The sequence below is a fragment of the Levilactobacillus enshiensis genome, from assembly GCF_007115095.1.
Classification (GTDB): domain Bacteria; phylum Bacillota; class Bacilli; order Lactobacillales; family Lactobacillaceae; genus Levilactobacillus; species Levilactobacillus enshiensis.
On the sequence record NZ_SULH01000007.1, the window covers coordinates 139,426 to 151,730 of the forward strand.

8 protein-coding genes are annotated in these 12,305 nt (G+C 52.0%); 2 read left to right on the top strand and 6 right to left on the bottom strand.

The genetic code is table 11. The features are described 5' to 3' along the window. The 5 genes from FAY32_RS08860 to FAY32_RS08880 form a co-directional block, all read right to left on the bottom strand. Positions 1–954 carry a carbohydrate ABC transporter permease gene (locus FAY32_RS08860; RefSeq protein WP_143463071.1) on the bottom strand — a complete coding sequence of 318 codons (954 nt, stop codon included), beginning with the start codon at positions 952–954 and terminating at the stop codon, positions 1–3. After that, complete coding sequence (locus FAY32_RS08865) at positions 920–2,029, bottom strand: ABC transporter ATP-binding protein (protein WP_143463072.1); 1,110 nt, start codon at positions 2,027–2,029, stop codon at positions 920–922. The genes FAY32_RS08860 and FAY32_RS08865 overlap by 35 nt, the downstream gene beginning before the upstream one ends. A 1,132-nt stretch (positions 2,030–3,161) precedes the next feature. After that, positions 3,162–4,289 (bottom strand): vitamin B12 independent methionine synthase, encoded by a 1,128-nt coding sequence (locus FAY32_RS08870; protein WP_143463073.1) that lies wholly within the window; start codon positions 4,287–4,289, stop codon positions 3,162–3,164. A gap of 528 nt (positions 4,290–4,817) precedes the next feature. Continuing rightward, complete coding sequence (locus tag FAY32_RS08875; RefSeq protein WP_143463074.1) at positions 4,818–6,338, bottom strand: ABC transporter permease/substrate-binding protein; 1,521 nt, start codon at positions 6,336–6,338, stop codon at positions 4,818–4,820. Beyond that, positions 6,339–7,271, bottom strand: coding sequence for an ABC transporter ATP-binding protein (locus FAY32_RS08880; protein WP_143463075.1), 933 nt, complete (start codon positions 7,269–7,271; stop codon positions 6,339–6,341). A 251-nt stretch (positions 7,272–7,522) separates the two neighbouring features. On the opposite strand from FAY32_RS08880, the gene FAY32_RS08885 reads away from it, so the two are divergent. Continuing rightward, positions 7,523–7,936 (top strand): Lrp/AsnC family transcriptional regulator, encoded by a 414-nt coding sequence (locus FAY32_RS08885; protein ID WP_143463076.1) that lies wholly within the window; start codon positions 7,523–7,525, stop codon positions 7,934–7,936. Positions 7,937–8,635: 699 nt separating this feature from the next. Beyond that, positions 8,636–9,871: an ArgE/DapE family deacylase gene (locus tag FAY32_RS08890; RefSeq protein WP_143463077.1), complete on the top strand. Its 1,236-nt coding sequence runs from the start codon at positions 8,636–8,638 to the stop codon at positions 9,869–9,871. A gap of 156 nt (positions 9,872–10,027) precedes the next feature. Here the strand turns inward: FAY32_RS08890 and FAY32_RS08895 are convergent, their stop codons facing one another. Further along, on the bottom strand, positions 10,028–12,205 hold the full coding sequence (locus FAY32_RS08895; RefSeq protein WP_143463078.1) for a WxL domain-containing protein: 2,178 nt from the start codon (positions 12,203–12,205) through the stop codon (positions 10,028–10,030). Positions 12,206–12,305: the final 100 nt, after the last annotated feature.

Consider the following 12,305-nt stretch of genomic DNA (forward strand, 5'->3'; position numbering starts at 1 on the left):
TTAGTAGGTCACCCGTTTCTCAAGGAATTTGAATTGCAGCAGGGTAAACAGGGCAATGATGACCGCCAAAATCACGGATTCGGCGCTCGCCAACCCATAGTTGCCGCTTAAAAAGGCATCTTGATAGACCCGATAAACCATCAGGTTGGTGGCGTTGTTAGGCCCCCCAGCCGTCATCAGGTCGATCAACCCAAAGCTCTTGAAGGCCCCGATCAACGTGACCGTTGACGTGAAGAATAGTGTTGGCGAGATCATCGGAATGGTCACGTGGAAGAACTGGTAGCCCTCGGACGCCCCTTCGATGGCAGACGCTTCGTAGAGCGGTTGGGGCACCATTTGTAACGCCCCAAAGAGAATCAAGAAGGTAAACCCGAGATTCATCCAAACCGTGGAAATGATGACGGCGGTCATGGCCGGACCCGGTTGCGTCAACCAAGCCACAATCGGCAAATGGAGGAAGCTCCCAATCTGGTCGAACAGCCCAATCGACGGACTGAAAATGAACAGCCAGAAGATAGCGGCTACGGAGACGGAAACCCCCATCGTAGCGGAGAAAATCGTCCGGAACCATTGAATTCCGGCAAGCTTTTTGACCGCCAGTTGGGCCAACAGTAATCCTAGAATCAGGGTCAAGGCCACGACCCCAATCACGTAAATGGCCGTGGCTTGCAGGCTGGCTTGATAGGCGCTAGAGGTCAACAGGCCGATGTAGTTTTTCAAGCCGACAAAGACCGTGGGCCGACCCAGGTTATTGGTCAAGAAGAGGCTCAGATAGAGGGTTCGCAACATGGGATAAAAGACGAAGATTCCCAGTACCAGCAGTGATGGTCCGAGAAAGGCAAACGCGTAGTACTTGTCACCGGCGTGGAGGTTGTACCCCTTGGCCCGCTTGTGACTAATCGCCGCCGACTGATCGACCTTAGGCTTGGGCGCTGGCGTGACTTCTGCTTGCATGTTGGCGACCTCCTTCCACCATAAACTGGACTTCCCCGGCATGGTCAAAGACATACGCATTGCCATCAACGCCGACGGACAGCCAATCGCCGGTACGGTAAACGTCATCGGGATCAGCGGTCAACTCAATGGGTGTCCCATCACTGAGTTCGGCCTCCAGTAAAATTTGCGCACCCAGGTATTCAACGGTCTTGACCTGCGCATTGGGCTCACCCTCTCCTTGAGGGAGCAAGTACAGCGACGTTGGTCGAATCCCGACAATGTAGTCCGCAACTGGTAATGGCTTTGGTAACGCTAATTTCAACGTATCGGCCAATGTTAATTCGCGGTCGGCAGTCACCCGTGCCGGTAACAGGTTCATCCGTGGCGTCCCAAAGAAGCTGGCCACGAAGGTGTTGGCTGGCCGGTTGTAAATGTCGAGGGGCGTGCCAATCTGCTGAATCTTGTGGTCGTGAAGCACCATGATGTGATCGGCCATGGTCATCGCTTCGACCTGGTCGTGCGTGACGTAAATCACGGTCAGTCCTAATTCTTGCTGAAGATTCCGCAATTCCGTCCGCATCTTGATTCGGAGTTGGGCGTCCAAGTTGGATAAAGGTTCGTCCATTAGGCATATCTTGGCATCACTGGCGATTGCCCGCGCTAAAGCGACCCGTTGCCGTTGCCCACCAGATAAGTCCCGGGGACGACGGTCCTTGAATTCTTCCAGGTTAACCAATTTGATGGCCTTCGTGACCCGTTCTTCGATTTCCTTGGCGGGAAACTTCCGGGCCTTCAATCCAAACGCCACGTTGTCGGTGACCGATAAAAATGGAAATAATGCATAACTCTGAAATACCATCGTTAACTGGCGGTCTTTCGGTGGCAAGTCCGTTGCCACCTTACCGTCGATCTGAAGTTCACCGGTCGAAATTGGAATTAACCCTGCAATCATCCGTAACAACGTACTTTTCCCACACCCAGAAGGCCCGACAATCGCGAAAAATTCGCCACTCTCAATGTGCGCCGTCACGTTTTGCAAAACCCAATTATCAGCGGTGTACGCTTTCCCCAATGCGTTTAACTCAATCGACATCTCGCCACTCCCCTTACTTAAGTATGGGGCAAGTGTACGCGGCCCATGTAACGAGGTTGTGTCGTCTATGTAAATAGTTTGTAAACCATCCTCACTTTTTTTGAAAGCGATTACCTGTTAGGGTTGACAGGCCGGGATAGTCGTTTCCGTGGCACTTGATTTAGGGGGTTATTTAGCGGTCAGAACCCGTCCTAGCGATTTAGGCACCGTGACAAATTAGCTAGCTGCTATGCGGCGTCAAGTGCTCTACAACCGTTATCATTCCGGCGTTTTTAGCCTGATCTCATCTTTTTAGGTTGAACTTGCAACCCGCGAGAATTATGGCCAGGCGCTAGCTGAAACCCATCGCCGTTTTCTGTCAAATTCACCATCTCCCACTAAACCACTTGGGACCAGTTGATTGCCACTCTACCTGCTAAATTCCAAGTGGCTAAAAAGGTAAATTAACTTAATATCTACGCTAAGTTTTCCTAATCTAGGCATGAAAAAGGCGCTACCAGTTCGTCCGCTGATAGCGCCTGATCGTTATTCTGATAATTGACTAAGGGTTAAACGATAAAATCCAGACCGCATCCCCGCATTGGTAAGCATTTACGCCGTTAAATTTGTCTAAATTGGGCGCACTCCGGCTGCCAGGGATTCCGCCTGCTGTGGGGACGCTTCAGACTGGCAGGACACCAGTCTTCTCGCTCGCTTTGAAGCCCCGAAAACCACGTGTCTCCAAAGTCGCCCGTGAAGTAAGCTGGCTGAAAAAAACGCCAGCTAACATCACCTTCACGGCCGGCTCCATCCCTGGCCTCCTCCGGCGCTGACTGTGTTTTATCACGCCAATAGCTGTAGACCACTGCTACCTGTCATTTCTTGATTCGACTAATAACAACCGTTACATTACGTCCTCATTGTCGTCCAAAAACACAATGTAAGCCGAGAGGTCGGCAGATATGGGCTCAGGCGCGTCGTTCTACTTAGTCAGTAAGCGATTTTCTTACTGGCTTAGTAGAAAACCAAGCTTGTAGACTCGGGGCTTTCGAGGCTTCAAGTTGTGTTCGCACCGATCCAGCCCATATCTGCCGACCGGTAAGGCGACCGGACCACCAAGCTGGCAGCCGCAGTGCGGTCAATTTACACTAATTTAACTCCCCCAAACATCGTCAGCGATTCGCTTGACCAATTTCAGTTTGGCCCACTGCTGGTCCTCTGTCAGTTGGTTGCCTTCTTCAGTCGAAGCGAAGCCACACTGGGTGGACAGGGCCAAGTTGGCTAGTGGCACCTGTTGAGCGGCATCTTTGATCCGGGTCTTGATGTCGTCTTCGTTCTCCAATTCAGGAAACTTCGACGTGATCAATCCCAAGACGAGTTTCTTATTGGGGTCATTATTCCAGATTTTCTTAAGCGGCGTGAAGTCCCCAGCCCGATCACTGTCGTATTCCAAGAACAAGCCGTCATAGTGTAACTGGCTCAGGTAGTCGGCCACATCATCATAGCCGCCAGAGAACAGGTACGTTGACTTGAAGTTCCCCCGGCAAATGTGCGTGGTCACCGTCAAGTCGTCCGGCAGGTCCGTTAACAGGGTGTTGATGACCCGAACCGCGTCTTCGGCCAAGGACACGTACGTCTGGTGAGCGGTCGCATCGTCAACCGTCTCGTTGAGCTTACTAATGAGAAAGGCCCACGTCGTATCGTCTAGTTGCAGGTAACGACAACCCAATTCATAGAAATGCAGAATCGTTTCATGATAGGCCTTGGCCAAGTCATCTAGGTACGCATCCCAGGTCTCATAAAAGTCGTGCCAGTTATCGCTACGGTTGTCCCGGAACAACATAGTTGGTGAGGGGATCGTCTGCTTTACCAGCACACCTGCTGGTACCAGTGACTGCAGATACTGGAAGCTCTCAAAGAAGGGGTGATCCGGGTTAAACGCAATCTTGCCCACCAGGTCGGCGTTGTCGGTTCGGGTCTTGCTGCCATGGAATTTATAGCTTTGTTGATAGTCGTAGTGACCAACGCCATTTAGACCCCATAAGAAGTCCAGATGCCACCAGCTCCGATTGAACTCACCATCAGTAACAGCCTTCAACCCCAGGGCGACCTGTTCACCAACGACACGTTTGGTCTCGGCACGTTGGACGGCCTTCAGTTGGTCGGCATCAATCTCACCCGCCGCAAATTTTGCCCGGGCATCCTTGAGGGTTGCGGGGCGTAAGAGACTACCCACAATGTCATAGCGGTAAGGGAACTCATTTTCTGTCGTCGTTGTCATGTTTGATTTCCTCCTAAAGTGGGTGGACTTAGACCGTTCGACTGGCAACGTGAAGCGCACATTCAGCAAGCACGTTGCCCGCAATCCTCCCAGCGTGCACCGCTCGGGGAATCTCAAGGGGTTGGTAACGGCAAAATGGCCGTTGCCAGTCCAACGATATAGGTCGCCCTGTTTTCTAATCGGTCAGCATAACTAAAAAACGACACGCTCCTCCCCCAAACTAATTGCTTAGTTCAAGGGACGAACGTGTCGTTTTACCACCCTAGTTCACAAAGTCCTCGCAGACCTTGCCTCAACGGTACCAGTTGATACCCGGAAAGTTAACGGTTCCTACCGACCAAGTAGCGTGAACCGCTTGATAGCTCTTAGGAGCTCATCTTCATGGTTCGTCATCGACCCGTTCCCACTCGTTCGGGCTCACTGCACAACGACAACACCACTACTCTTCTCCTAGCTTTATTTATGACAAACCGATTAGAAATTAGTGATAAGTTTAGGACTCTTATTCCCACCTGTCAAGCGTTGATTTTAATCCAACAACCCATGACTTCTTAAATAGTCCCGTGCCACGGTCGCGGCCTTCTCATGCTTGACGGTGACCCGGTAATTCATCTTCTGCATATCCGTTGTGGTCACCTTACCCGCTAATTTGTTCAACGTTGGCTGCAATTCGGGATGGGCCGTCAACAATTTTTCCGTCATCAACGGGGCCCCCTGATAGGGTGGGAAGAACTGCTTGTCGTCTTTCAAAACGACTAGGTGGTACTCCTGTACTTCGGGATCGGTCGTGTACCCATCGACCAAGTTGACCTTGCCATTGGCGATGGCCTTATAGCGAATCGACGGCTCCATGGTCTTGACGCTGGCAAATTTCAGTCCATACGCCTTGCTGAGGCCTGGATAGCCATCCTTCAACTGATGGAAGTCCGGATCAAACCCGGCGTGGACCTTGTCCTCAACGGCGACCAAGTCGGAAACCGTCTTCAACTGATATTTTTGCGCAAATTTTTTAGTCACCGCCAGATCATACCCGTTTTGATACTTCATCGGCTTCAGGTAGGCTAGCTGGTGTTGCGTCTTAAGCGCCTGTTTGGCTACCTGATAGGTTTTCGCAGGGTCGTGGCTCGCCGATTTCTCACCCGTGACCAACGACTCCAGCACGGTTCCGGTAAACTCGGGATAAATGTCAATCGACCCCGACTGGAGCGCCTTGAACAGGAAGGAGGTTGCGCCAAAGTTAGCCTTGGTCGTCACCTTGATGTTGGGATGGTCATGCTCGATCAAGTCCTTATACATGTTGATCAGAATTTCGGGCTCACTTCCCAATTTACCAGCCACCGTAATGGTCGTCTGGGGGTTCGCCAGCTTACGATAGCCCGCAAAACCACCAATTAGGACGATCAACGTTAGGAGCACGATCCCCGCCTTTTTAAACGACAGCTTTCCCAGCCAATCAATCGCCGCGCCAAAGACCAGCGCCAGGATGGCCGACAACACGGCCCCAATGATTAAGAGGGCATTGTTGTTGGTTTCAATTCCCAGCAGGATATAAGTTCCCAGACCACCCGCGCCAATCAGAGCAGCCAAGGTGGCGGTCCCAATGATCATGACCATCGCGATCCGAATACCGGAGATGATCATGGGCAAGGCCAGTGGTAGCTCAACGCGGAACAATTTCATCCGCCGCGACAGCCCAAACGCGGTCGCCGCTTCCTCTAAATTGGGATCGATGGTGGTCAGCCCAGAATAGGTGTTTTGGAAAATTGGCATCACCGCGTAAATGACCAACGCAATGATCGAGGGGACGGTCCCAATGCCGACGATGGGAATCAGAATCCCCAACAGTGCCAGACTAGGAATCGTTTGGAGAATACTGGTAATCTGAAGCATCACCTTGGCCCAGCGCCGATGGTTCATCAAGAGAATCGCTAAGGGAATGGCGATGATGGCGGCAATCAACAGTGAGATCAGCGACAACCCAATGTGTTGACCAATCGAATTGACGATGTCACCGCCCTGCGTTCGTAGAATATGGATAATCTGTGCCAACTAGTTTGCCTCCTTAGTTGCCAAATAGTCGAGAAGATCCGGCGTGCCAAGCAACCGCGCTGTCGTTCCCGTGCCCACCACGACCGAGGTGTTGCCTTTCAGGGCTGCCGCCAACTCGTTGACCGTCGCCGTTGTCGCTAACGTTTCCGTTTCAGTCGTCGCCACCCCGTAACCCGCATTGAGTAATGACTGGACGGTATCGGGGCGCGGGGCGTGCTCATTTTCAAAAAAGCCACGCACAAACTCATTGGCCGGATGCTGCATAATCTCTTCACCCGTTCCCACCTGTTGGAGCTGCCCCAACCGCATCACGGCAATGTGTTGGCCCAGCCGCAATGCCTCGTGCATGTCATGGGTGACGAACACGAAGGTCATCTGGAGCTCCTTGTGCAACTGTAGAACCAGGTCCTGCAACTGTTTACGCGAAATCGGATCCAGCGCGCTGAATGGTTCGTCCATCAAGACCACCTTGGGTTTGATGGCGAGTGCACGGATGATACCGACTCGCTGCTGTTCCCCACCAGACAGTTCATTGGGCATCCGGGTAGCGTACTGATCCGGATCTAAATCGACCTGTTTCAGCAGGGCGCGTGCCCGTTCGACCCGTTGTTTGCGCGGCCAGCCGAGCGATTCCGCCTGAATGGCAATGTTTTCTTGAATGTTTAAATTCGGAAAGAGGGCAATATTTTGCAGCACATATCCCATTTGCAGTCGCAATTGTGTTAAATCGTAATCAATTAGGCGTTGATCTTCAAAGTAAATGTCGCCCTTGGTCGGTGCAATCAGGCGATTCAACATCTTCAATGTGGTCGTTTTGCCACTCCCACTGGGACCGACCAACACAAAGAAATCCCCCGTTGGTATGGTCAGATTGAGATTGTCAATCGCCTGGTTACCGGCATAACGCTTACTAACATTTTTAAATTCTATCATTCGTGACCTCCCACTGATGACTTGCAAACCCTGCTTTTATATTTTCGCGATGAGCTGTCAAAATCGGAACCCAGCTCACCCAATCTCACATGACTGTCTTCAATTATACTAATCTTCTGCCAATTTCCTAAGCAGAAGACTTACCAACTTTGTCACGCAACAGTCTCCCACTTTACACGTTTCCAGCCCGACTGTTAATATTAAAAAGAAAGACTTTCCGTCCAAAAAACTTAGAAAATAAGGTGTTTAATGTGCCAGACGAAACCGATATTGCCATTATCAAGGAACTTAATCGCGATAGTCGCATCAAAACTAGCCACTTGGCCGACCTCGTCCACCTCTCCGCCCCAGCTGTAGCCGCTCGCATCCAGCGGTTGGAAGATACCGGCGTGATTACGAAATACACCATTGAAGTCGATCTCGACAAGATTGCCCGACCACGCCAAGTTTTCATTCAAGTCGCCGTTCAAAACCGCCAACATGCGGACTATTTGAAATTGGTCAAGCGTCACCACAACGATTTCCGCCACCACTACCGCACGACCGGGAGCTACGATTACATGCTGGAAGGCGCGTTTCACGACCGCCACGTGCTGAACGATTTTCTCCTGGCGCTGGGGAAAGTCGCCCGTTACCAGGTCATCGACGTGATCGACGATATTTAAGCCGTCTTGGTGGAGGAGCGTTGCATTTTCATCCGGTCTAAATTGACTTGGATGACGGGCAAAATCGCCCATTGTGACGGCACTGTCAAAATAATTCCCACTTTAGTCACCCTGCAATATCAAATTCAAAACTAAAAATTGAAAGATAAATTTCAAGTCTCATCTCAGTGTGGGTAAGCATTCGCACCGTTAGATTGGCCGCACTACGGCTGTCAGGACTTTATCAAAACAACGGCTAGGGCACAGCTACCTGGCGTTTTTAGATTCAATTGATAACGACCGTTACGGTTATTCTCAGAGTCGTCTGAGAGCACAATGTAAGCCGAGAAGTCGGCAGATATGAGCTCAGGCGCGTCGTTCTACTTAGTCAGTAAGTGATTTTCTTACTGGCTTAATAGAAAACCAAGCTTGTGGACTCGGGGTTTACGAGGCTTCAAGTTGTGTTCGCACCGATCCAGCTCATATCTGCCGGCCGGTAAGGCGACTAGACCACCAAGTTGCCTAGTCTTGATTACAATATTGTGGTTAGACTATGTTTTGAAATTTTCCACCTTCAATCCAAACCTAGCCCCCGCAAAAACGCTAGAATTCTTGACCGACTCCGCGAAAAGTGCTGTAATCAAGTTGATAAGAAACGATTGCTTCACTTAACTAGTCACAGTATCGGGGTTTACATTTAAAACTAAGGTGGGTCTTAACATGGACGAAGTGGTACAAGCACTGAGCGACATTGTCAAATTAAATACAGTTAATGGAAACGAAAAATTGGTTGCCGACTATTTGGCCGACCTGTTCAAGCAACACGGCATCGACAGCACTGCCGTTGAATATGCGCCTAACCGTGTCAGCCTAGTCGCCGAAATCGGTGACGGCAACGGTCCTGTCGTGGGGTTTGACGGCCATTCAGATATCGTGGCTTTAGGGGACGCGACTAAGTGGCAGGCCGATGCCCTCTCCGCGGCTATCGTGGACGGCAATATGATTGGCCGGGGAACGTCTGACATGAAGTCCGGTTTGATGGCTGGTGCCCTGGCAATGATCCATTTGAAGGACCAAAACGTACCACTACACGGCACCTTGCGCTTCATGGCCACCGTTGGTGAGGAATACGGCCAATATGGTGCCCAACAATTGGGCAAAGAAGGCTACGCCAAGGACCTTGATACGCTAATTGTCGGCGAACCAAGTGGTGTCCACAAACAACTATTACTGCAAAAAAAGATTCAATACATGTTGCAAAGCGACGAGGCGGGCGCCAAAAAACTCTTGGCCGCTAACCAGACCAACGAACAACATTTCATTGAACTGGCACACAAAGGGTCCTTGACGTACACGGTTCACTCCAAGGGGGTCGCCGCACACAGCTCCATGCCAGAAATCGGCAACAACGCCATCACCCCTTTGATGCGCTTCTACCAAAAGGAAGAAGCCTACTTTGCTTCCATCAAGGACTATCGCAACCCCGTTCTGGGACCCGTCACACCCGTTGTGACCATGATCAAGGGTGGCGAGCAGATCAATACGGTGCCGGCCAGCGCTGACCTCTCCGTCAAGATCCGGACCATCCCCGAACTGCCAAACGCCGACATCACGGCTGCCATCAAGCAGATCATCGCCGCCATCAACGCTGAAGGTGCAGACTTGACGCTGGATATTCTCAGCGATCTCCGGCCGATGCACACCATGGCAGATGCGCCGCTAGTTCAGGCCGCTAAGGAAATCGGGCAGGCTGAACTGCAACAAGCCCTCCCATTGGTCGGCGTTCCCGGTGGCACCGACGCTTCTTCCTTCCTGGCATTCAACCCAGACATCGACGTCATTGTCTTTGGTCCCGGCAACATCACGGCCCACCAAGTCAACGAGTACGTCGACCTCGACATGTACCACCGCTTCATCACGATTTACGAGAAATTGATCACCCGGTTATTGCAGTAACCTGCTTACCGGCTAAGCAGCAAAATCCGGAACATCACTAAAAAATCAGCATCTTCAGAAGGATCTTCTGAAAATGCTGATTTTTTTGCCATTATCGTGTCGAGATGTGCGCCACCAGGCAGTTTGCGCGTCTGGCTGGCCCGCTCTTTTTTCAGTTTACGCTTCGTCGTCCACATCGTAGCCCGGGGCGTTGGTCAGCCCCCAGGTAATGGTGCCCTGGTACTTACCAGCCGTGGCCCCACCGCCGACTGACAACAGCAGTCCCGTTTCCGGCGTCCAACTATTGCCCACATCATACAGGGTGTCCGCTTCACTTCCGTCCGTTTGCCGCGTCAAAATCTCTGTCGCCTCCGCCCCAATTGTCCGCGTTCGATAAGTATCTACGTAGATGAGTTGGCCCACCAATGGCCTACCCGTCTCCGTTTTAAAGGGTTCTGCCTGGGCCGTTAACGTCCACGGCTCACCGGTTCCACGTTCATCCTGAACACTCAAGATCCAGTCATTCTCCCGCTGAACGCGTTTTGTTTCTCCCGTTAGAACGGTCTCCTTAAACGTACTTCGTAGCGAAACCGTACTGAACCGTAATGTTCCCACCAACGTAATCGGTACGGTCACTGGCGCGGATGCGTCCCCCTCTTCGGTCATCGCGATCAATTCTAAGTGATTGGCCCCCCGTTGAATCTGGGCACCCGAAATCGGCAATTGAAAGTCGCCTGCGCGATTCACCAGAACCGGCTCAAGCGCCTTTCCGTTCAATTGCGCTTTTATCCAGATCTTTGACGAATCGTCAGCGTCCACACCCTTCAAGCGGGCCGTCCCTTCGACGACGATATCCCGACGAGACGACAAGACGATCGGCGTTTCACTGGTCACTTCCAAGCTCATCCGCGCGTGGGGGTTGATCATAAAGTCTGGCGTATCCGCGGCACTAACCTGCGTCGCCGATGTAAACTTACTGGTCAACGCCTCAACCGTCTTGGTGGTCGTCACGGCCTTGGCCTGCCCCATGACGCTGATAACGGCCGCCCGGTTCTCCTCATTCAGCGCATTTTGCAGGCGTACCGACAGCTCATTATCCGCGAAATTCGTCAGTGACACTTGCTGCTCCTCTCCCTTGCTATAGGCGATCTTGATCTCCTTCACGTCGATATCCTTAGGCACCTTCAAGTGGGCCACGATGTCTGCCCACGCCTGGCGCCCGGAGCGATAAGCCAAATGATAGTCCAACCGCACGCGACTCTTGCTCTTGACCTGCCCACCCGAGGTCACCACCCGTTTGCGGTCCAAATCGGTCAGCGTGGTCCGCGAATCGACATCGACCATTCCCGGGACGTTCTCCAACACGACCAAATGATTTTCAAATTGGTCACTCGTTGCCGAAGTCAGGCCCCAACGAATCTGCCCCGTTTTCTGCGGATCCAGTTGATTCAAATCCAGTTCAATGGTTCGGCCGATTCCCTGCTGTGGCGTGTGCATTTGCGGGTCCCGGTCATCGAAGGTGTACATCAATAACCCACCCTTCTTTTGGTAGCGTATCGTCAAATGATGCCACTGCCCATTCGACAAGAAGTTCGGTTCGTTGACGTTGTTCACAACATTCTTGTGCCACAGGTTGTAGTAGTACGTATAGCGGCTCCCCAAGAGGCCGTGAATAATACCATGGTCGATCTCGTGTCGTTGATACGTCGTCGTCTTCCCGGGGTAGTTCGAGGCAATGTGCATCACGGGATAGCCGACATCAAATGAATTCGCTTTTCCCGCTGCCGAATCGTTTTCCTGCCCGTTCCACTGCGTGTCAAACTCCAGCGCCCAACTATTCTGAATCGCTGTCTTTGCCACTTTTTTGGCACTAGATTGATGGGAATCATCATCGACTCCCCACACGCCCAGCGTTTCACCAGGGATAACGCCCTTGCGTTTTCCCGGCGTTGCTTCCAACCCCCGGCTATCATTTTGCAAGACAAAGGCGAGTCCCGCCCCGGCCTGCGCGTCACTATTTCCTAAGTACAACCACATTGAAATGGTCTGGTCGCGCCCTAAGTCTAAAAGACCCTGTTGCGTTGCCCACATCGACCCAAACTGGTTCGGTCCGCTCGTCAACGCAGCAACCTGAGTCCCGGGAGCATTCGGATTGGTACTCGCCATCACGGTCGCTGAACTTTTTTTAGTGGTCTCCGTCGTCACAAACGGATTCGTCTTGTCCAGCACAATACCGTGGGGGGCCGTTGCCAAAGCGGTACTCAAATCATCAGCGTGCCCCACGCACCAGCCCTGCCAGCTCAAGCCAGCCATTACCAGCACCAACCCCAAATGTAACCATCGTTTTGCTCCCATTGTTTCTCCCCCATACTCTTGCTTAACCAATTAACGACTATTTCAAAACAAAATAAGTGTCCAGTCCGCTGTGGGCGTTCACCCGCGGTAGACTGGGCAC